21 protein-coding genes and 4 tRNA genes are annotated in these 22,120 nt (G+C 38.8%); 2 read left to right on the top strand and 23 right to left on the bottom strand.

All coding sequences use genetic code 11. The features are described 5' to 3' along the window. Positions 1–8: 8 nt before the first annotated feature. The 7 genes from yycF to SFC47_RS14520 all read right to left on the bottom strand — a co-directional run bounded on the left by yycF (position 9) and on the right by SFC47_RS14520 (position 4,568). Positions 9–719: a response regulator YycF gene (gene yycF, locus SFC47_RS14550; RefSeq protein WP_411255018.1), complete on the bottom strand. Its 711-nt coding sequence runs from the start codon at positions 717–719 to the stop codon at positions 9–11. Between the two features lie 163 nt (positions 720–882). Then, positions 883–2,340 (bottom strand): peptidoglycan DD-metalloendopeptidase family protein, encoded by a 1,458-nt coding sequence (locus tag SFC47_RS14545; protein WP_411255017.1) that lies wholly within the window; start codon positions 2,338–2,340, stop codon positions 883–885. A gap of 390 nt (positions 2,341–2,730) precedes the next feature. Then, positions 2,731–2,803: transfer RNA gene (locus SFC47_RS14540), tRNA-Phe, on the bottom strand. Positions 2,804–2,812: 9 nt separating this feature from the next. Continuing rightward, positions 2,813–2,889 (bottom strand) — tRNA-Asp (locus tag SFC47_RS14535). 64 nt (positions 2,890–2,953) lie between these two features. Next, positions 2,954–3,025, bottom strand: a tRNA-Glu gene (locus tag SFC47_RS14530). 46 nt (positions 3,026–3,071) lie between these two features. Beyond that, positions 3,072–3,147: transfer RNA gene (locus tag SFC47_RS14525), tRNA-Lys, on the bottom strand. A 128-nt stretch (positions 3,148–3,275) separates the two neighbouring features. After that, entirely contained in the window at positions 3,276–4,568 is a 1,293-nt protein-coding gene (locus SFC47_RS14520) for an adenylosuccinate synthase (RefSeq protein ID WP_411255016.1), read from the bottom strand. Between the two features lie 248 nt (positions 4,569–4,816). On the opposite strand from SFC47_RS14520, the gene SFC47_RS14515 reads away from it, so the two are divergent. Beyond that, positions 4,817–5,686 carry a nuclease-related domain-containing protein gene (locus SFC47_RS14515; protein ID WP_411255273.1) on the top strand — a complete coding sequence of 290 codons (870 nt, stop codon included), beginning with the start codon at positions 4,817–4,819 and terminating at the stop codon, positions 5,684–5,686. Between the two features lie 266 nt (positions 5,687–5,952). Here the strand turns inward: SFC47_RS14515 and dnaB are convergent, their stop codons facing one another. The 11 genes from dnaB to SFC47_RS14460 all read right to left on the bottom strand — a co-directional run bounded on the left by dnaB (position 5,953) and on the right by SFC47_RS14460 (position 16,825). After that, complete coding sequence (dnaB, locus tag SFC47_RS14510) at positions 5,953–7,302, bottom strand: replicative DNA helicase (protein ID WP_411255015.1); 1,350 nt, start codon at positions 7,300–7,302, stop codon at positions 5,953–5,955. A 205-nt stretch (positions 7,303–7,507) separates the two neighbouring features. Continuing rightward, positions 7,508–7,957 carry a 50S ribosomal protein L9 gene (rplI, locus tag SFC47_RS14505; protein WP_411255014.1) on the bottom strand — a complete coding sequence of 150 codons (450 nt, stop codon included), beginning with the start codon at positions 7,955–7,957 and terminating at the stop codon, positions 7,508–7,510. Next, the gene (locus tag SFC47_RS14500) at positions 7,954–9,927 is read right to left on the bottom strand and encodes a DHH family phosphoesterase (RefSeq protein ID WP_411255013.1); all 1,974 of its coding nucleotides are present in this window, start codon (positions 9,925–9,927) and stop codon (positions 7,954–7,956) included. Before SFC47_RS14500 ends, rplI begins: the two co-directional genes overlap by 4 nt. Positions 9,928–9,956: 29 nt before the next feature. Next, positions 9,957–10,898 carry a YybS family protein gene (locus tag SFC47_RS14495; RefSeq protein WP_411255012.1) on the bottom strand — a complete coding sequence of 314 codons (942 nt, stop codon included), beginning with the start codon at positions 10,896–10,898 and terminating at the stop codon, positions 9,957–9,959. 132 nt (positions 10,899–11,030) lie between these two features. Beyond that, positions 11,031–11,273 (bottom strand): 30S ribosomal protein S18, encoded by a 243-nt coding sequence (rpsR, locus tag SFC47_RS14490; RefSeq protein WP_063255175.1) that lies wholly within the window; start codon positions 11,271–11,273, stop codon positions 11,031–11,033. A gap of 52 nt (positions 11,274–11,325) precedes the next feature. Further along, the gene (gene ssb, locus SFC47_RS14485; RefSeq protein WP_411255272.1) at positions 11,326–11,853 is read right to left on the bottom strand and encodes a single-stranded DNA-binding protein; all 528 of its coding nucleotides are present in this window, start codon (positions 11,851–11,853) and stop codon (positions 11,326–11,328) included. A gap of 65 nt (positions 11,854–11,918) precedes the next feature. Further along, positions 11,919–12,206: a 30S ribosomal protein S6 gene (rpsF, locus tag SFC47_RS14480; RefSeq protein WP_411255011.1), complete on the bottom strand. Its 288-nt coding sequence runs from the start codon at positions 12,204–12,206 to the stop codon at positions 11,919–11,921. Between the two features lie 178 nt (positions 12,207–12,384). Then, the gene (gene ychF, locus SFC47_RS14475; RefSeq protein ID WP_411255010.1) at positions 12,385–13,485 is read right to left on the bottom strand and encodes a redox-regulated ATPase YchF; all 1,101 of its coding nucleotides are present in this window, start codon (positions 13,483–13,485) and stop codon (positions 12,385–12,387) included. 167 nt (positions 13,486–13,652) lie between these two features. Continuing rightward, complete coding sequence (locus SFC47_RS14470; RefSeq protein WP_411255009.1) at positions 13,653–15,650, bottom strand: molybdopterin-dependent oxidoreductase; 1,998 nt, start codon at positions 15,648–15,650, stop codon at positions 13,653–13,655. Between the two features lie 76 nt (positions 15,651–15,726). Beyond that, positions 15,727–15,924, bottom strand: a complete 198-nt coding sequence (locus SFC47_RS14465; RefSeq protein ID WP_411255008.1) for a DUF951 domain-containing protein — start codon at positions 15,922–15,924, stop codon at positions 15,727–15,729. A gap of 16 nt (positions 15,925–15,940) precedes the next feature. Then, complete coding sequence (locus SFC47_RS14460) at positions 15,941–16,825, bottom strand: mechanosensitive ion channel family protein (RefSeq protein ID WP_411255007.1); 885 nt, start codon at positions 16,823–16,825, stop codon at positions 15,941–15,943. A 217-nt stretch (positions 16,826–17,042) separates the two neighbouring features. Between SFC47_RS14460 and yyaC the strand changes: the two genes are divergently transcribed. Then, entirely contained in the window at positions 17,043–17,660 is a 618-nt protein-coding gene (gene yyaC / locus SFC47_RS14455) for a spore protease YyaC (protein ID WP_411255006.1), read from the top strand. A gap of 51 nt (positions 17,661–17,711) precedes the next feature. On the opposite strand, the gene SFC47_RS14450 is transcribed toward yyaC, so the two are convergent. The 5 genes from SFC47_RS14450 to rsmG all read right to left on the bottom strand — a co-directional run bounded on the left by SFC47_RS14450 (position 17,712) and on the right by rsmG (position 22,100). After that, entirely contained in the window at positions 17,712–18,434 is a 723-nt protein-coding gene (locus tag SFC47_RS14450; protein ID WP_411255005.1) for a DUF554 domain-containing protein, read from the bottom strand. Between the two features lie 111 nt (positions 18,435–18,545). Then, positions 18,546–19,403: a ParB/RepB/Spo0J family partition protein gene (locus SFC47_RS14445; protein WP_411255004.1), complete on the bottom strand. Its 858-nt coding sequence runs from the start codon at positions 19,401–19,403 to the stop codon at positions 18,546–18,548. Further along, entirely contained in the window at positions 19,396–20,157 is a 762-nt protein-coding gene (locus SFC47_RS14440) for a ParA family protein (protein ID WP_411255003.1), read from the bottom strand. The genes SFC47_RS14445 and SFC47_RS14440 overlap by 8 nt, the downstream gene beginning before the upstream one ends. A gap of 242 nt (positions 20,158–20,399) precedes the next feature. After that, positions 20,400–21,281, bottom strand: coding sequence for a nucleoid occlusion protein (gene noc, locus SFC47_RS14435; RefSeq protein WP_411255002.1), 882 nt, complete (start codon positions 21,279–21,281; stop codon positions 20,400–20,402). 102 nt (positions 21,282–21,383) lie between these two features. Continuing rightward, entirely contained in the window at positions 21,384–22,100 is a 717-nt protein-coding gene (gene rsmG / locus SFC47_RS14430) for a 16S rRNA (guanine(527)-N(7))-methyltransferase RsmG (RefSeq protein ID WP_411255001.1), read from the bottom strand. Between the last annotated feature and the right edge of the window lie 20 nt (positions 22,101–22,120).

Raw genomic sequence — 22,120 nt, 5'->3', positions numbered from 1 at the left:
GCAGGCTGTTACTCCTGGTCAGGGTTACGCAAATAGTAGCCAACTCCCCTGCGTGTGACAATCCACGTAGGGTGACTCGGGTTATCTTCAATCTTTTCACGTAAACGGCGAACCGTTACATCCACCGTTCGAACATCACCATAATAATCATAGCCCCATACGGTTTGAAGCAAATGCTCCCTCGTCATTACCTGTCCAATATGCTTTGCTAAATAGTAAAGCAGTTCAAATTCACGGTGAGTTAGTTCAATGGTCTCCCCGCGTTTTGACACTACATATGCGTTTGGATGGATGGTCAGCGAACCAATTTCAATTTCGTTTGTTTCCACTTCCTCATCTGTCTGGGAGACAACAACCTGGTGCCTGCGCAGGTTTGCTTTTACTCTGGCGATTAATTCTCTTGTACTAAAAGGTTTTGTTACGTAGTCATCTGCACCAAGTTCAAGACCTAATACCTTATCTATTTCTGAATCCTTAGCCGTCAGCATAATAATCGGCATATCGTATTTCTTACGGACTTCGCGGCAAACTTCCATTCCATCTTTTAAAGGCAGCATAATATCTAAGAGAATTAAGTCTGGCTGTACTTCCTCAACCATCACAAGGGCTTCGTTTCCGTCATAAGCACTGTAAACATCATAGCCCTCTTTTTTTAAGTTAAACTGCAAAATATCCGCAATCGGTTTTTCATCATCCACTACGAGAATTTTCTTTTCCATACCCATTGCTCCTTTGTTTTTAAAATATCTATTGATAAAAATAATAATGGCATTTCTACTCTAGTTTACTTTACCATTCTTTCGACAGTAATTCATCTATTAGTAGTATTTGACACGAAAAGAGCCTCTAGTACAATCTAGAGACTCTTTATGATAAATAGAGTTAATTTAAATAGCTCAGAGGGTTCTGAAGAGAACCATTTTTGTATACTTCAAAATGCAAGTGTATTCCAGTTGAATTACCCGTGGAACCCATAACACCAATAGCAGAGCCCTGTGAAACGGTTTGACCAACACTAACATCGATTGAAGATAGGTGGGCATATACGGTGCGAATACCATTTTGGTGATCAATCACAATTTTGTTACCATAGCCGCCGTCCCAGCCAGCAGATACAACTTTACCGTTATCAGCTGCCTTAATGGTTCGATTGCTTGGTCTAGCGATATCAATTCCCTTGTGGCTCTTTCCCCATCTCATGCCTTGCTTACTAGAAATATAACCGCCTGATGTCGGCCAAGCAAGACTGCCAGTACCACGAGAAGGAATCACTTTTGTTCCTTGAACAACAATATGATTAACCGGCTCAGTTAAAACAGTTTCACTAGTTACAACACTAGAGAGTGTTACGCCATTTTGTGTTGAAATGCGATAGTTAACAGAACGTTCGCCATTTTTACCTTCTTGCTTAACTTTCGTTTCGCCTTTTGGCATGGAATCGTCATTAACAGTTTCGTTCGTGAAGGCAATCGGTTCTTTTCGATTTTCTTCCTTTTCAACGATAATTTCAAGGAAAGGTTTTAATGCAGTAACATTAACTTCCTGTCCAATTTTCACTACTGAATCTTCTTTTAGGTCAGGATTTAATGCAAGAAACTGTTCTAATGTTAATTCATGGTTATTGGCAATCGTTCCAAGAACATCGCCTTCTTGTGCTGTATATTTCTTTTCTTCTAATGTACCTTTTTGTAAAATTGTCATTGCTTCTTCAACTGACATTATTTTATCAGGTGAAACTTTTTCTGTATCAAATGAAACATTTTGTGATGCTCTTACGTCTAATATACGAGTTTCATTTTCTTTTAATGGTTGTAATTCAGTTTCTGGTGCAGCCTTTCTAGCTTCTAGCTCGTCTAGCTGCTCTTCTGTCACATACTTAAGTTTAAGCCTTTTTATGACATGTTCCGCACTTTCTTGGTCTTCTAAGAAAACAACAGGCTTTCCGTCAATCATGATTGCGGAAGCTTCAGCTTGTATCTGGATCGCAGTATCAAGTTTTTGGATGGTTTCTTGATCATTTGCTGTAGAATGAAAAACCTGTTCCTTTATGTACTCAATATTTGCACCGAAGTTTAAGTCCTTATCCTTAAGAGAATCTCTTAGCGTGTCTTCCTTTTCTTCGACAATTTTTTCAACAACCTCTTTATCAGACACCGTTCCTATATATTGTTGATCATGATATACATGGTATACAGTCGTTAATTTAAATGAACCTGCAGCACTTGCAGACACGCTGCTAAATATAAGTGCAGAAGCCGCAAACGCTGTCATAACAGCTGTTTTCAAAGATTGTTTTTTCTTTAATTTACTTGATTTATTTCCTTTATTATTAAATAACATTGGAATCCTCCTAAATTACGGAAACAACTCTCTTAATCTAGTACTTTCTAACCACAAAAGAAATTTCCCACTTTTCTACTTTATAACTTTAACATAATTTGATAATTTACAACGATTAGTCTTGATAATGTAACAAAATTGTATAATAGCTGACATTTTACTACAAACACAGTAATTTGAATTGGGAGAATTTTCTATGCATTTTCTCCTATTTCCGTAGGTAAAAGTTAGTATACCAACGTTTCTAGTAGGTATTAAAATATGACCACATTTTACAAAATGAGACAAGTACCGCCAAACCGCTGTAAATAATTGGATGTTTTATGACGATAATATTACGTTTGTAACAAATAAAAAAAGAAGCCTACATAAGCAAGCTTCTTTTTTTAATGGCTCAGGACGGAATCGAACCGCCGACACAAGGATTTTCAGTCCTTTGCTCTACCGACTGAGCTACTGAGCCATTTATTTATGGCGGTCTGGACGGGACTCGAACCCGCGACCTCCTGCGTGACAGGCAGGCATTCTAACCAACTGAACTACCAAACCAGATAATATCGATTGTCAGCAGCAAACCGGGCTTGCCAGCCTTTTGCCAACAATCAATCGCCAATGACCCCTACGGGATTCGAACCCGTGTTACCTCCGTGAAAGGGAGGTGTCTTAACCACTTGACCAAGGGGCCATATCTAAAAGTTATTTCACTGCAATTATTTTCTTTAGAAAATAACTGGTGAGCCATGAAGGACTCGAACCTTCGACCCTCTGATTAAAAGTCAGATGCTCTACCAACTGAGCTAATGGCTCGTACTTAAGTTGTCTCGTTCGTGACGACGCTTTTTATAATAGCACGGCTTATACATATAGTGCAATACTTTTTTAAAAAAAGTTTTAATAAAAATGAAAGCCCTCTGAAGTTGAGGGCTTTCTCATGTTTAAATTTGTCTCCAAGGACTGCGTACAACATTTGTTTGATTTCGATCTGGTCCTACAGAGAAAGTAGTTAAAGGAATCCCGGTAAGCTGTGTTACGCGTTCCACATAATGGCGTGCATTTACAGGCAGTTCATCTAACGATTTAACTCCTGTAATATCCTCAGACCAGCCTGGAAGCTCCTCATAAACTGGTTCGCACTCTGCCAGCACCTTAAGGCTTGCAGGATACTCCGTAATTAACTGGCCCTTATAGCTGTAAGCTGTACAAATCTTTAATGTTTCGATTCCAGATAATACATCAATGGAATTCAATGAAAGATCTGTAAGACCGCTGACACGGCGGGCATGGCGGACAACTACACTGTCGAACCAGCCAATTCGGCGCGGGCGCCCAGTAGTCGTACCATATTCACGGCCAACTTCACGAATTTGGTCACCAATTTCATCGAATAATTCCGTTGGGAACGGTCCATCACCAACGCGTGAGGTATAGGCCTTACATACACCAACAACATGTGTGATTTTTGACGGTCCGACTCCAGATCCGATTGTTACACCCCCAGCAACTGGATTGGAAGATGTGACAAAAGGATAAGTACCTTGGTCAATATCGAGCATAACTCCTTGTGCACCTTCAAATAAAACCCGTTTGCCCTCATCGAGTGCGTCATTTAACACTACAGAAGTATCACAAACATATTGTTTAATTTGCTGACCATATTCGAAATACTCATCAAGTATTTCTTCTTTTGTAAATCCTGTCGTCTCGTAAATACGTTCAAATAAGCGATTTTTTTCAGCCAGGTTGCGTTCAAGCTTTTCTTCAAAAACATCACGCTCAAGAAGGTCAGCGATTCTGATTCCAACACGAGCTGCCTTATCCATATAAGCAGGGCCGATTCCCTTTTTAGTTGTTCCAATCTTATTAGCACCCTTGCTTTCCTCTTCAACTACATCGAGTTTTAAATGATAAGGAAGGATCACGTGTGCGCGGTTACTAATGCGCAGATTATCAGTTGTAATTCCTCTTTCATGCAGATAAGCAAGTTCTGTAACAAGTGCCTTAGGATCGACAACCATTCCATTGCCAATTACACAGATTTTTTCCTTATAAAATATTCCAGATGGAATCAAGTGTAATTTATATGTTTCACCGTTAAATTTAATGGTATGACCTGCGTTATTTCCACCTTGATATCGAGCAATTGCCTCTGCATTCTCGGAAAGAAAATCAGTGATTTTTCCCTTTCCTTCGTCTCCCCATTGTGTACCAACTACCACTACTGACGTCATATAGGCACCTCCAAATTAAATACGCATTTCTTTTTCCACACACAAGTTTAACAATTATTATAGGTAAAAGTCAACAAAACACGAACGATTTATATTAACTTATTAAAATATGTTCGTAAAATATTAAATTAGGAATCTAGCTTGTGCTGCTTTGGGTTTTTCCATAAAATAGGTATTAGAGTTTTATTAAAATAATAATAGGGAAGTGTTATATGAATTTTAGATCTCGGCCAGAACCGTTGGAATTGGTGCTTAATAACTTTTTAGATACTAGAATGAATTTAACCGAAAATGATAAAAAACATATTTGGACAATCAATAAAGGCTACGAAGGCGAGGTAAGAAGCGATATTTGGCTCCTTAATCTTACTGATAATTGGTTAGTTCTTCATGATTTATTACTGGAGTTTAATCAATCCATTTTCCAAATTGATACGTTGATCATCGCTTGTGAAAAAATTTATCTATTAGACGTTAAAAATTTTGAAGGCGATTACGCCGTCAAAGATGATAAATGGTATAACCCTTCAGGGGAGCTGCAAAAGAACCCATTACATCAACTTGAACGCTGTGAAATCTTACTTAAAAAGTTGCTGAACAAATTAGGATATCATTTTACAATTGAAGCCTATCTTATCTTCATCAACCCCGAGTTTCATTTATATATACCATCAACAGAGTCCTCCATTATTTTTCCAACACAGCTTAACCGCTTTTTAAAAAAATTAAATACTAGACCGGTAAAATTAAATAATAAACATTTTCACTTAGCTGAACAATTAGCTAGTCTCCATAAAGACGAATCTCCCTACCCAAGATTACCTCCTTACACCTTTGAAAAAATAAAAAAGGGTATAACTTGTTACAACTGTAAAAGCTTTTTAGCTGACAAGACATTGAAATGTAAGAACTGTGGATATGTTGAAGATGTAGATGCAGCAATTTTAAGAAGTATAAAGGAATTTACTTTACTATTTCCGGATAGAAAGATTACGACAGATAGTATTCATGATTGGTGCAGCATAATAAAGTCTAAAAAAACAATTAGACGAATTTTAGCAAAAAACCTCGAACTAATAAGACACAGCAGATCATCCTATTACAGATTAAAAAAATAACCTTTTCTATTCGTTACCACTAACACTCTTTTTTGACCTATACGGGCATGAATAGCTTTTATTCGTTACCGCTAACACTCTTTTTTGACTTGAACGGGCACGAATAGCCTTTATTCGTTACCGCTAACACTCTTTTTTAGCCTAAACGGGCATGAATAGCATCATTTACCCTTGGATTGACCCTTTTCCATATAATCAAGCAATCAACCAATCTACCAAAAAAAAAGCCAGCCAAAAGTTTGGCTAGCTTAATATCTCTATAGCAACTAAGCACTCGGATCATACCGAGTTTCCAAGTTGACGAATTTATTATATTCCTTCACGAAGGCGAGTGAAACAGTTCCAGTTGGGCCGTTACGCTGCTTAGCAATAATGATTTCGATGATGTTTTTATTCTCGGATTCTTTATCATAATAATCATCACGATATAAGAAGGCAACGATATCGGCATCCTGCTCAATCGAACCAGATTCACGGATATCGGACATCATCGGACGTTTGTCCTGACGCTGCTCGACACCACGGGAAAGCTGGGATAAGGCAATAACAGGCACCTGAAGCTCACGGGCTAACTGCTTAAGGGAACGAGAGATTTCTGATACTTCCTGTTGACGGTTTTCGCCAGCACGGCCGCTTCCTAGGATCAGCTGTAAGTAATCAATAAGAATCATTCCTAAACCGTGCTCTTGCTTTAAGCGGCGGCACTTGGATCGAATATCACTTATTCTAACTCCTGGCGTATCATCAATAAAGATTCCTGAGCTTGATAGACTGCCCATCGCCATCGTCAATTTACCCCAGTCATCATCGGTCAGCGTTCCGGTACGGAGTCTTTGTGCATCAATATTACCTTCCGCACAGAGAAGACGCATGACTAGCTGCTCTGCACCCATCTCCAGACTAAAGATTGCAATATTTTCACCTGTTTTGTGTGCAACATTTTGCGCGATATTTAAGGCAAAAGCGGTTTTACCTACAGAAGGACGGGCACCGACAATGATTAAGTCGTTGCGTTGGAATCCTGCTGTCATTCGATCAAGCTCAATAAATCCTGTCTCTAGACCGGTAATTTCCCCGGCATTCTGATGCATTTGCTCAATATTGTCATACGTACGAACAAGGACATCTTTAATATTGTGGAAGGCTCCGGCATTTTTTCGCTGTGCGACAGCAAGAATATTTTTTTCAGCTTCGCTTAAAAGTGCTTCCACTTCGTCTTCACGCGAATAGCCATCCGATGCAATCTCAGTTGCCGTCCGAATCAAACGTCTCAGCAAAGACTTTTCTTCTACGATTCTAGCATAATATTCAATATTGGCTGCAGTTGGAACGGAGCTTGCCAATTCACTTAAATAACTTACACCGCCCGTATCCTCAATGAGCTTTGCTGCTGCTAATTCCTCTGTTACCGTAACAAGGTCTACTACCTTGCCTTCGTCATTCAATTTCAGCATGGCATTATAGATTTTTTGATGGGAAGCACGATAGAAATCCTCTGGTATCAGGACTTCAGATGCCACCGTTAAGGCCGCAGGCTCTAAGAATATCGCACCTAGGACAGCTTGTTCAGCTTCAATATTTTGCGGCGGCAGACGGTCTGCATATAAATCATTCATAATCAAAACCTCCTATTGTGAAGAGGATAATTTATATTTTAATAGTAATTGTTGTGTCCAAAATAAAGAAAAGTGACCAGCCAAAAACCGATCACGTCACTAACTTAGGAAAAAGTGTATTTCTTTTTCCCTAGGAAAAAGTGTAATTTCTTTTTCTCTTAACTTTTATTATTTTAACATGTTTATCTTAAATGTGAACTGGAAATTAATTTACTTCTTTTACATGTACTGTTAAGGTTGCTAAAACTTCATGATGAAGCTTAACGGGAACCTTTGTATGACCCAAAGTGCGAATCGCATCTGATAACTCCATTTTGCGTTTATCAATTTTAATCCCGTGCTTCTTTTGAAGTTCTTCAGCAATTTGTTTTGTTGTAATTGAACCAAACAAACGGCCGCCTTCGCCTGCTTTTGCAGACAGTTCAACAGTAATTTTTTCTAACTGTTCTCCCAGCTTTTTAGCCTCGGCCAGCTCTTCGGCTGCACGTTTGTCTTCTTTTTTCTTTTGGCCCTCTAACGTGCTGATGTTTGCGTTATTCGCTTCAATTGCCAGACCTTGCTTAATTAAGAAGTTTTGTGCATAGCCATCTGCTACGTTCTTTACTTCACCTTTTTTGCCTTTTCCTTTTACATCTTTTAGAAAAATTACTTTCATTCTTTTTTCCCACCTTCAAAATAGTCTTCAATTGCCATCTTTAATTGTCTTTCGGCTTCTGCGATGGAAATACCAGTCAGTTGAGTGGCTGCATTTGTCAGGTGCCCGCCGCCTTGAAGCTTTTCCATAATGACCTGAACATTTACATTGCCGAGCGACCTTGCACTAATTCCAATCATAGCCTCATTTCGTTTTGCAATCACGAATGAAGCTGCTACACCATCCATAGTCAGAAGTGTATCTGCCGCCTGAGCAAGAAGGACCTGGTCATGAAGCTCGCCTTCATCACCTTTCGCAATGGCAATGCCATCTCGATAAAATTGAACCGATTCAATTAATTTAGCCCGCTTAATATACGTATTCACGCTTTCTTTTAGGAACTTTTGAACCAGAATGGTATCTGCACCCTGGCCGCGTAAATAAGAAGCTGCGTCAAAGGTTCTAGCACCCGTACGTAACGTAAAGCTTTTCGTATCCACCACGATTCCTGCAAGCAGTGCCGTAGCTTCTATCATTTCTATTTTACCGCGTTTTGGCTGGTATTCAAGAAATTCGGTTACAAGTTCCGCCGTTGAAGAAGCATATGGCTCCATATAAACTAAGACTGGGTTTTCAATAAACTCTTCACCGCGGCGATGATGGTCGATGACAACAACATTATCAATTTTATTAAGCAGTCGCTCTTCAATGACAAGTGCTGGCTTATGAGTATCGACAATAACCAATAATGTTTTTTCAGTTGAGATTTCTAAGGCTTCTTCTGGCCCAATAAATCGAGAAAATAATTGCTCTTGATGGCGAATTTCCTCCATAAGCCTATGAACAGCGCCGTCCATTTCTTGAAAGTTTAAAACTATGTAGGCTTCCTTTTGGTTCATTTGCGCAACCTTGTAAATCCCAATCGAAGAACCAATCGAATCCATATCGGGATTTTTATGACCCATAATAATCACTTTATCACTTGCAGTAATTAAATCCTTTAATGCATGGGAAATGACACGTGCCCGTACCCTTGTCCTCTTTTCAACCGGGTTTGTTTTGCCTCCAAAGAACTTCACTTTGCCATTAGGATGTTTGATGGCTACCTGATCTCCGCCTCTTCCAAGGGCTAAATCAAGGCTGGACTGTGCTAACACACCTAACTCAGGCAAAGATGGCGTTCCTGCCCCTACACCAATACTGAGCGTAAAGGAAATATTCTGTTTAGAAGTCATTTCTCTAATTTCATCAAGGACAGTAAATTTTCCTTTTTCTAGATGCAGCAATATTCCCTCATTAAAAACAGCAATAAACCGTTCAGATGAGATCCTTTTGAGAAAGATCCCGTTATCTTGTGCCCACTTATTGAGGGTGGAAGTCACCATATTGTTAATGCTTCCTCGCATTTGGTCATCCATACCTTGTGTAAGCTCATCGTAATTATCTAAAAAGATAACCGCAATCACGGTTCGCTCGTCATGATACATTTTTTCAATTTCTTTTTGTTCTGTGACATCAAAGAAATAAAGAAGTTTTTCTTCACTTTTAAGGATAACGCGAAACTTTCTTTCATGCAGGGTAATGATTTCTGTATCTACTTCCTGTTTGATTAATGGTATTAACGTATCCGCTATTTCATAGAGTGATTTTCCCACTAGAGTATCTTCATCAAAATAGGAGGAAAGAAAAGGATTGGCCCACTCAATAAAGTAATCATCATTAATGAGCATAATTCCAATTGGCATCTCCATCAGCGCTTCTTCGCCTACCCGTTTCACTCGATATGAAAGGGTTGAGATATAATCTTCCATCTCTTTTCTTTGGCTCGTATCAATGACTAACATATAGTACAGCGGCGGGACAATTAGAAGTAACCCAGCTAAGCTGAGGATCCAGTTATAGTAAGCCAGGACAATGAGTAGAACCACTGTAATGCCTATCAACCCGTAAAATGGGTAGCGAATCGAGCGTTTTTCAATAAATGCAGGCAATTTTTTCAGCTCCTAAACAGTAGTCATCTCTATTTTTTCGTAAGGCCTTTTCGTAAATCAAAGCCTAAGTCAATTATACCTAATATCCCTATAATATAAAGGAAAATTGGAATTAGAAAAGCGGCAATCGCGATCGTTATAGAAATAGCTTTTGAAATACCCTTTTGTTCAAAAAAGAAGAAAATAAATGTAAATCCTTGTATAACGATCAGAAATTGAAGGATATAGGTCATGTTGATAATGGCCATATACCAAAAGGTGCCTTCTTCAGGATTCATAAACATACTAAGAATCAAAGTAAGGAGGAAATAATACATAATGCTTTTCGGCAAGGTAATGTCTTTAAAGCTCTTCCACTTTTCTATTTTAACCCCGAATCGCTTGATAATCGGAAATGATACAAGCTGCATGATAAATACGATAAAAAAGGAAGAGAGTACAAATAAGGTTGGAATTAACGTTTTGACCAGATTTAATCCATTATTAAACATTTCCAACACTCTTTTTGACTCTTCTTCATTCCCAAAGTTCTTCAATATATCAGCGGAAATATTGAGTGATTCACGCATGACATCAAGCATTTCCGTAATCATATCTATTTTAAACAGGACAATACTTGAAACATAAATAATAACTAAATTAACTAAAAAGACAAGGGATCCTGCGATGAATAGAACACCCATATTCTTTTGTTTTTGAATTAGGTATCCGATTACGACACCTGTTGTTCCATATGCAAGTGTCAATGGCAGTGACATCACACTTCCGACAATGAACGAAAGAAGAAGGGAGGCGATGATAAAAACAAAAATACTTTTCCCGTCATTCTTTGCTGCAAAAAGCATAAATGGCACAGCTAAGAATAAGTTTACGATCATCCCAAGAAGAGGAACATAAATCGTAAGTAATAATAAAACTGAGAAGGATGCTAAAAGGATTGCACCTTCCGTTAATTTTCGAACATTCTTCACTACTTCACCCCAATTATTTCAAAAAGCCTATTTCTTAATTTTAGCCAGTTACGCTCTCCTATTCAACAAATCTGCAAGATAAAATAAAAAGACAGCCAAGGGAAATCCCCTGCTGTCTTTAAGTAGCAATTCTTATTCTCCTGCAACGAATGGTAATAATGCCATTTGACGTGCACGTTTGATTGCAACTGTTAGTTTACGTTGGTATTTAGCGCTAGTACCAGTTACACGACGTGGTAAAATCTTTCCACGTTCAGAGATGAACTTTTTAAGTAAATCTACATCTTTATAATCGATGCGTGAGATACCGTTAGCTGTAAAATAACATACTTTACGGCGCTTCGCGCGTCCGCCTTTACGTCCTCCACCTGCCATGAAATTTCCCTCCTTCATTACTGTTATAAGAAACGTTCATTCAAAGGTTACTTTAAAATGGTAAGTCATCATCGGAGATGTCAATCTGACCGTTACCAGCGAACGGATCATCATCCACTTTAGTAAAACCTTTGTTATTATTGTTGTTTTGATATTGTCGTTGATTCTGATTGCCGCCGCCGTAAGGATTTCCCTGCGGTTCCCTTGGTGGTGCACCGAAGTAATCATTGTCGCTTCTTCCGCCACCGCCGCTAGATGCATTTTTAGGCTCAAGAAATTGAACACTTTCTGCTTGAACTTCAGTAACGTATACACGCTTACCATCTTGTCCTTCATAGTTGCGGGTTTGAATGCGGCCATCTACACCTGCAAGACTGCCTTTTTTCAAGAAGTTAGCCACATTTTCAGCCGGTTTTCGCCAAACAACACAGTTAATAAAGTCTGCTTCACGTTCACCTGACTGACTAGAAAACGGACGGTTAACAGCTAAAGTAAAGGTAGCTACAGGAACCCCATTTGGTGTATAACGCAAATCAGGATCTTTTGTTAAACGGCCGACAAGCACGACACGATTCATCATCAGAATCAACTCCTTTTCTTCTAGTGAATGTTTCATGTGAAACATTCAGCCAAAGTATATTTATATTAAGCTTCTTCTTTAATTACTAAATGGCGAATGATATCTTCGTTGATCTTCGCAAGACGAGAAAATTCTTGTACCGCGTCAGCTGAAGATGTAGTTTTTACGATTTCGTAATAACCATCACGGAAATCGTTGATTTCGTAAGCTAAACGACGCTTACCCCAATCTTTTGTTTCAGCAGTTTCCGCACCGTTTTCAAGAAGAATTCCGTTGAAACGCTCTACAAGAGCCTTTTTCGCTTCGTCTTCAATGTTTGGGCGGATGATGTACATGATTTCGTACTTATTCATCACAGTCACCTCCTTTTGGTCTAAACGGCCCTAAAAGGGCAAGGAGCAATTATTCATTACTCACAAGGTAAAATTTTAGCATAGTTAATCAGGAAATGCAAGGTTGTTCACAAATTCTAGTTTTTCCCTTACAAAGTCTTCCCACATAAAAAGCCTTGCAAACGCAAGGCTGGATGTTTTACACGTTAAAACGGAAGTGAATGACGTCTCCGTCTTTTACTAGGTATTCTTTTCCTTCTAGACGGACTTTTCCTGCTTCTTTAGCTGCATTGTAGCTGCCTGCTGCTAATAGGTCATCATAAGAAACCGTTTCGGCACGGATAAACCCTCGTTCAAAATCAGAGTGAATGATTCCTGCACATTGTGGAGCTTTCATGCCATGTCTAAATGTCCATGCACGAACCTCCTGGACTCCTGCAGTGAAGTAAGTAGCTAATCCAAGCAAGTTATAGGCTGCACGAATTAATTGATCAAGTCCAGATTCTTCAATCCCAAGTTCTTCAAGGAACATTTGCTTTTCATCGCCTTCAAGCTCAGAGATTTCCTCCTCGATCTTTGCACAAACCACGATTACTTCGGCATTATCTGCCGCTGCATACTCACGTACCTTTTGAACATATTCGTTATTAGATGGATCCGCAACATCATCTTCACCAACGTTAGCCACATAAAGAACGGGCTTAATGGTTAACAGATGAAGCATTTTTGCAATCTTTAACTGTTCTTCGGTAAATTCAACTGTCCTTGCCGGCTTTTCAGCTTCAAAAGCGTCACGAAGCATGGAAAGCACTTCAAACTCAGCAGCCGCTTCTTTATCTTTTTGCTTAGCTAATTTCTCCACTCGGCTAATCCGCTTCTCCACAGATTCCATATCAGCAAGAATTAACTCTAAGTTAATGACTTCAATATCTGAAATAGGATCCACTTTACCGGAAACATGTGTAATGTTGTCGTCACTGAAGCAGCGGACAACCTGACAAATTGCATCTACTTGACGGATATGTGAAAGAAACTTATTTCCTAAACCTTCACCTTTACTCGCACCTTTAACAATCCCTGCAATATCGGTAAATTCAAATGCTGTGGGAACAGTCTTTTTTGGCTGCACGAGCTCAGTCAATTTATCGAGACGGTGGTCTGGTACCTCGACAATTCCTACGTTTGGATCAATCGTACAGAATGGATAGTTAGCTGATTCAGCCCCAGCCTGTGTGATTGCATTAAATAAAGTAGACTTGCCCACATTCGGCAGTCCTACAATCCCTGCTGTTAATGCCATTACTTTCACTCCTTAAAAAAATCAAATCTATTTTAATAAAATAATGTCCGAAATATTAAAAATGCCTCTCACAATTATAGGCATTAGCACGTAAAAAGACAAGCAAAGAAAAGTGTGTGCTCCGGGCTCCTAAGTGAAAAAAGAAAAACTGCCGCTATATGCGGCAGTTAGTTCACCTTTTCAATATTTACCAGACAATCATAAAGAATGCTGCCCAGCCCATTATCTGATTCTCCGCTCGAGGTTAGGTTATTAACAGAACCGCCAAACTTCTTCCATATTCCTTCATCTATATTAATCGTGTTAGGATGTGCCTTGGGCAAAATGGAAAGATAACCCTTCACTTCTCCACGGCCATTCCATACTCTCACCATATCGCCATTCTTAAGCTGCTTTTCAGCTGCAATATTTTCAGCTGCTTCAATCTTAACTTCTGGAGCTTTAGAGAAAAGGTGATAATTTTGAGAATGGTTTGATCTTAATGGGTGAATACTTAACAAATTAAATGGAAACCTTTCAGCCAGTTGAGGATTGTTCCATACTGATTCTTCAGGAACCGCTAATTTTAACTTTCCTTCTTCGCCCTTAACTGTAGATGTAAACTCATACTTTCCAGAAGCTGTTTTGAACTGGTAATCCTGCCACGGGACCCGCTTTACCGGTAATTCAAGGGTATTTTGCTCTTTAAGGTCGTCCAGTGTTTTTCCCTTTTCAGCTAACGACTGAAGTGACATTTCCAAGAGCTGTTCTCTAGAAAACTTAAAGTCATCACCAAAGCCGAGTCTCTGTGCAAGCTGTGTCCAAATCCATAAATCCGATTTTGCTTCTCCAGGAGCTTGAACAAGTTTTCGGCCATAATTGACGTAATGATGATACATAGAAGAATAATAAATATCTTCTTCCTCAAAAGATGTGGCGCTAGGCAGAACATAATCAGCCAATGCCGCGGTATCAGTCATAAATTGATCAATGACTACAAGCGTTTCAACAGATGAAAAAGCCTTTTCCACGACGGATGAATCCGGAACCTGCGTTAGAGGATTGCCACAGGTGACGATAATCATTTTTATTTCTGGGTCAATGGCAGCAAGTACTTCCTCAGCCTGTTTCATAATTGAAAATTTCCTGTGGCTGGTCTTTTTCTCACTATTAGTTAAATTAGCAACATCAAAGCTTTGACCTACCTGAAGATTCGCATAGTTGGCGCCTCCGCCTGGGATCCCAATATTCCCGCTGACGGCAACAAGCGCATCGATTAATCGGATGGTATTTCCGCCATTCTTGTATCGCTGTAATCCAAGTCCCATAAACGTTGATGTTGGCTTATCCGTAAATACTTTAGCTAATAATTGAATACTTTCGATTGAAACTTCTGTCATTTCACTAATTCTTTCTAGAGAAATAGAATCAATTAAACTTTCTAAATCCTGAAATCCAAACGTATACTTTTCAATAAAACCGCGGTCACTAAGTCCTAATCGAAGGATTTCCTTTATTATCCCAACAGCCAAGAGGCCATCCATACCAGGTTTTACAGAGATATATTCATCTGCTATTTTTGCAGTTGCATTATAGAGTGGATCGATCACATATATTCTTGCGCCATTCTTCTTTGCCTCAAGGAGTTTTTCATAAAAATGCATATTGGTCCGCGCAACATTTCTTCCCCAGATAATAATATTTTTACTATTTAGGACATCCTCGGGTTCATGACCATATGCATCACCAAAATCCCACTTTTGTGCTTCAATCCCTGCACCCCAGCAAAGTGAACCATAGATTTCTGTCACACCGCCATACCCATTAAAAAATCGTTGATCGAGATTTTTTAGGACCCCATTGTTTGCATAATCATGACTATGCAGAACAGCGGTGGAACCATATTGATCTTTTATTTCCTTCAACTTAAGCGAAATTTCATCAAGCGCTTGATCCCATGAAATTTGCTCAAATTTTCCATTCACCTTTTTTAAGGGAGAAAGAATCCTCTCAGGAGAATTTGTTCTTGCTTCAAGCATTCTCCCCCTGCCGCAGATTTTCCCTTTCGTAATCGGGTGGGAAGGGTCACCTTCAACTTTTATTACTTTATTGTTCTCAACCGTTACAAGAAGACCACAGCTGTCCCAGCAATTTAGAGGACAGGCTGATTTATACACTTCAGCCAAACTCCCTCACCCCCCAAAATATCTATTTTGCTTTTTTAATAGGATAATATATTTAGGCAAAAAAAAGAAGCTTGAACTACTGTTCATGCTTCTCCAATATTTTCTTCATTTTCCGGGAAAACTCACGGCGGGGAATCATCACACTATGATCGCAGCCTTCGCATTTTATCCGAATATCCATCCCCATCCGAATAATTTTCCAGCGATTTGTACCACAAGGGTGCTGCTTCTTCATTTCAACGACATCATATAAGCCAAATTCCTTTTCTTCCACCTAAATTCCTCTCCTTTTAAACACTAGGTTCATTGATATTACCAGAATTCTTTGTGTACATAACCATACGTGGATATGGGATTTCAATTCCATGTTCATCTAAGCATTGCTTAATATCCCGCTTAATATTTCTAGAAACACCTGCATGCTTCATGGGCAGTGTTTCGGCAACAATTCGCAAAACAACCTCTGAAGGCCCTAAGGTTTGAACGCCCAACAGCTCAGGTGCTTTTGTTAATTCTTCATAATGGTCTGGCATTTTCTCTAGTAAATCTCTAATGATGTTTTGCGTTTTTTCGATATCCTCTTCATAGGCAACTGATATATCAATAATCGCAAGGCTATTATTCAAGGAAAAGTTAGTGACTTGAATAATGCTTCCATTCGGCAGAATATGGACTTCTCCTGTCCAGCTTTTTAACTTAGTTGTCCGTAAACCAATGGTCTGCACGGTTCCTTCAAATTGGTCAATTCGAACATGGTCTCCAACCGAAAATTGATCTTCAAAAATAATAAAAAAGCCGCTTATTACATCTTTGACAAGACTCTGCGCTCCAAAACCTACAGCAAGTCCAACAACTCCCGCTCCTGCAATCAGCGCCTTTACATCAATCGTTAAAACAGAAAGGATCATCATAAAAGCAATAAAATACACAACATATGTAAGGATATTATCGAGAAGCTTTGCCAGCGTTTCCTCTCTTCGTTCTGAAGTCTTAAGTGGAGAACGTGTTCTTATTTTGAAAACATTGTCTATCGCTACACTGCCTAGCTTAATGATAATTCTTGCAACAATCAAAATAACAATGATCTTAAGTAACCCTTCCCCAATAGCTAACCATGTATCTTCATTTTGAAATTTATCAATAAATCTTTGAATAATTCTTTCAGTAGAACTCATTTAAGCATCCTTTCCTTTCCAAATGAATCTATCCATTATTAAAGTTTCCTTTGAACTATATAGTATTGTGAATGATTCATTTTTTCAACTGGAATATCTTTTATTTGGCACGTATAGATTTTCTAAATTTTCCGTATACTGTTAAAAAGAAAAGCGGAAGTGCCTTTCCTTGGCACTCGTGCTAGACAAAATACGGTCTCAAGTTAGGAGTGGACTTATGAATCTGAAACCTAGTTTCTTGGATAGGAGGGCGAATACAGGGCGAATACCTCACGATGATATTCAAGCTGTTGATCATCTTTCAATGGAACTATTAAAGTTCCTGCCAAGAAATACACAACGTCCAATCGTATTTGTTTGTATTGGAACGGACCGCTCAACTGGAGATTCACTAGGACCGCTTGTTGGAACACTTTTAGAAGAAAAGGACCTGTCTAGCTTTTATGTATACGGTACTTTAGATCAGCCGATCCATGCTGTAAATCTAAGTGAACGTTTGCAGGAAATTTCGATAAAACATCATGATCCCTATATAATTGGGATAGATGCCTGTCTAGGGAGAATGAAAAATGTTGGCGTGATCCAAGTAGGTGATGGACCAGTTAAACCTGGCGCTGGAGTTAATAAAGAGCTGCCTGCTGTTGGAAATATCCACATAACGGGTATCGTCAATGTCAGCGGCTTTATGGAGTTTTTTGTCTTACAGAATACTAGGCTTAACTTGGTTATGAAAATGGCAAAAACAATCGCCAATGGTATTTATCAAGCAAGTCTTCTACATTCAAAAGGAAGACTGCAGGAAATAATGCAGCAGGAGCAGAAAAAATCCAATTAAAAGAGCAATCTGGAGATAATCGGATTGCTCTTTGCTATTTTTTAAAAAGTTTTATAAATAAAGGTTATATAAATATAATACTGTAACAATCAGCCCTGTCACGAAAATAGCAGGGAGGAGGTTCGCCACTTTAATTTTAACTAGTCCTGTCAGATTAAGACCGATTGCAAAAATCATCACACCGCCAGTTGCTGTCATCTCAACAATAAATTGATCCATCAATACTTGGGGGATAAAAGTATTGATTTGGGTCGCAAATAAAGCAATAATCCCTTGGTAAAGCATGACGGGTATAGCAGAAAAGATAACTCCAACTCCGAGGGTGGTAGTTAAGATAATCGATGTGAAACCATCAATGAGCCCCTTCGTATACAAAACATCATGATCTCCGCGGATCCCGCTGTCTAGTGCCCCGATGATTGCCATTGCTCCAATCACAAAGATTAAGGTTGCTGTAACAAATCCCTCAGCAATACTGCCTTTTCCTCCAGCGCCGATTGAACCCATCTTCTTCTCCAGCCAAAGACCAAGCTGGTTCAGCCTTTCTTCCAATTGCATGAGCTCTCCAAAAACTGCTCCCATTACCAAACTGATGATCACAATCAGGAAGTTTTCGCTCTTTAAACCCATTTGTAAGCCGAGCACAATCACCGACAATCCAATCGCATACATAACGGTTGTTCTCATGCTGTCTGGAATTCGGTTCAAGAGTTTACCAATAATGGTCCCAATTATGATTAACAATCCATTTACAAGCGTCCCTAATAAAAACATTCTGTATTCACCTATTCTTCGAATCTCGAAATTTATAATAGTATTAAACTATCATTTTTTAGTAGTGTTGGAAAGTTATTTTACCAAAAAAATAAACCATCCACTGATGGTTTAATACTCTTCTTCCTTGCCTAGTATTTCTAAAATTCGTTCTAGATCTTCTTCAGAGAAAAATTCGATTTCAATTTTACCCTTATTTTTTGACTTCTTAATGTTTACCGTTGTGCCAAATCGTTCGCGAAGGGAGTGTTCACGCTCCTGGATAAACACATCCTTTTTCTTCTCTGGCTTTTTTGTTTCACGTGGAACACTCTCATTTAATTGTTGGATGAGCTTTTCCAGCTGGCGGACATTCAACGATTCTTGGATAATCTTATCAACTATAGCAGGCAGCTTTGCCTTTTGTCTTAGTCCTAAAAGTGCCCGGCCATGACCCATTGAAATTTTGTCTGTAGAAATTAACTCTTGAATCTTAGGAGGAAGAGAGAGAAGACGAATATGATTGGCTACATGCGGGCGGCTCTTTCCTAAACGCTTCGCTACTTCTTCTTGGGTAAAGTTTAATTTCTCCATCAACGTTTGGTATGCTTGTCCTTCTTCAATCGGATTCAGATCCTCTCGCTGCAGATTCTCCAATACCGCTAATTCCATCATTTGCTGCTCTGATAACTCTCTGACAACGGCAGGAACAGCAGTTAATTTTGCTTCTTTAGCAGCTCGAAAACGTCTTTCGCCAACAACAATTTCATAACCTTTTATGCTTTTTCTTACCACAAGAGGCTGAAGGATTCCATGCTCTAAAATAGAAGCTTTCAACTCATCAATCGCCTCTTGTTGAAAGGTTTTTCTTGGCTGGTAAGGATTAGGACGCAATTCTTTTAGACTAATTTCTTGGACAGTCTCTTCCTTACCGGCTTCAATATTTGTAAAAAATGCATTAATGCCTTTTTTCCCTAAGCCTTTAGCCATTTGAGACCACTTCCTTTGCTAAATCTAAATATACTTCCGCCCCACGAGATTTTGGATCATAGTTAATAATTGGTTCACCATGACTCGGAGCCTCACTTAGACGTACATTTCTTGGAATAATGGTTTTATATACTTTATCTTGAAAATATTTTTTAACTTCTTCTATTACTTGAATGCCCAAATTGGTCCGGGCATCGAGCATCGTAAGTAATACGCCTTCTATTTTCAAGTCTTGGTTTAAGTGTTTTTGCACCAATCGCACTGTATTAAGTAATTGGCTTAAACCTTCTAAAGCATAATATTCACATTGAACAGGGATCAATACAGAGTCCGAAGCGGTTAAGGAGTTAAGAGTCAATAACCCTAATGAAGGCGGGCAATCAATAATAATATAATCAAATTGATCTTTGACTTCCTCAAGAGCCCGCTTTAATCGGACCTCTCTTGATATGGTAGGAACCAGCTCAATTTCTGCTCCTGCAAGCTGAATAGTAGCGGGCATAACATATAAATTCTCAACAGACGTTGCTTTAATTACATCCTTTGCTTCTACATCATCTACAAGAACATCATAGATACATTGTTCGACATCTGCTTTTTCTATTCCAATTCCGCTTGTTGCATTCCCTTGTGGATCAATGTCTACTAATAAAACCTTTTTTCCAATGTATGCTAAGCAGGCGCCTAGATTGACAGAGGTGGTTGTCTTTCCAACTCCGCCCTTTTGATTCGCGATTGCAATGGTTTTGCCCACGATGCCACCTACCCTTGTTTCAAATAAAATACTTACATTCACTAAAAATAACTAGCAAAACTAGTAATATAAAATTTCCATGCTATTTATTTTATCATGAAACTGATTTATTGTTATTTTTTTTGAAAAAATATTCGAGAAGATAAAAGTTAACTTTTACATTTTTTTACAATATATAACTCTTAGGATAAAAAAATAAAAACCAAACTACTAAAAAGTCTGGTTCCATTTTTTTGTTTATATTATTTTTTCTTTGGAATTTTTATTGTAAATTGATAATACTCTTCGAACTCTTCTTCCTCCGAGTCAAGATTAATCCCGTTATCAGAAACCATGGATAATGATTGTCTAATGGTATTTACAGCAATTCTCATATCTTTTGAGAATGCTTTCCTCTTTGGCTTTGGTTTTTGATTCTTTTCCTCTAGTATCCTGGCGACTCTATCTTCTGTCTGCTTTACATTCAGGTTTTTCTCAATAATATCTTGTAAGAGCATAACCTGCTTTTCAGGATCCTTAAGTGGAATAAGTGCTCGTGCGTGCCGTTCTGTTATCTCTTTGTTCAACAAGGATTCTTGAATAAGCTGCGGCAGCTTTAACAGTCTAAGCTTATTTGCGACAGTTGACTGGCCTTTTCCGAGACGCTGTGCAAGTGCTTCTTGCGTTAAATTGTGCAGTTCAAGCAGCTTGCCATAGGCAATTGCCTCTTCAATTGGTGAAAGTTCCTCCCGCTGCAAGTTTTCAATTAAAGCAACAGAAGCTGTTTCTGTGTCTGAATAATTTTTTATGATCGCTGGTGCTTCATCCCAGCCGAGCTTCTTCATTGCCCGGTAACGTCGCTCCCCGGCAATAATTTCATAGTTTCCTTCAAACTGCCGCACTACAATGGGCTGAATGATTCCGTGAGTATGGATTGTTTGTGACAATTCCTCTATTTTTTCATCATCAAATACGGTTCGAGGCTGAAAACGATTTGGAACAATACGATCGATCGGAATCTTTTTGATTTCTTCATTTTTTGCACCATCTAGTTCTTCTAATTCCGTTTCAAGCTCTTTTTCTAACTCAACCTTTTGAACTCCCTTTTCGCCGAGGCCAAAAAAGCGTGAAAACGAATTCTTCATCCCCAACACCACCTTTACGAAACTCCCTAATACTTATTTCGCTATTTACCTGTTTTCTTCCTGCCAAAAACCGTTGTTTATTTAAACAAAAATAGCATCCAATTATTCAATTGGCATTTTACCAGGTGTACCTGGCTTTCTCGGATATTTTTTCGGCGTTTGCTTTTCTTTTTTAATCACAAGAATGTTTCTTTCACTTTCTTCCATCGGTAAGGTGAAAGTATACATCTGCTCTAGTTTTCCCCCAAGTGTATGAATAGCCTTTTGACCAACATTTAATTCATCATTCGCATGAGCTGCTTTCATCGCGACGAAATGTCCTCCTACTTTCACAAGCGGAAGGCAAAGTTCACTAAGAACTGACATTCTTGCAACAGCTCTCGCTGTCACAAGGTCGTAAGATTCCCTATAGTTTGGATTAACCCCAAAGGTTTCTGCCCGATCATGAATGAAGTGAACCTTTTCTAATTTTAATACATTTGCTAAATGATTTAAGAATGTTATTCGCTTATTTAATGAATCAACGATCGTCACCTCTAATTGAGGAAAAACAATCTTTAATGGAATACTTGGAAATCCTGCACCTGCTCCCACATCACAGAGATGTAGGGGCTGTGTGAAATCAAAATAAAACGCAGCAGATATGGAATCATAGAAATGCTTTAAATAGACATCTCCTTGTTCGGTGATGGCAGTCAGGTTCATTTTTTCATTCCATTCCACCAAGGTGTGAAAGTATTTATCAAATTGATCTAACTGCTCATCGCTAAGGGTAATGCCCTTTTCATGAAGCATAGCTTTGAATTGTTCGATGTTCATCAGCAAACTTCCTCTTTTAA

Source organism: Neobacillus niacini (assembly GCF_046591715.1).
Lineage (GTDB): Bacteria > Bacillota > Bacilli > Bacillales > Cytobacillaceae > Neobacillus > Neobacillus niacini_L.
This window is presented reverse-complemented; position numbering and strand designations above follow the sequence as displayed.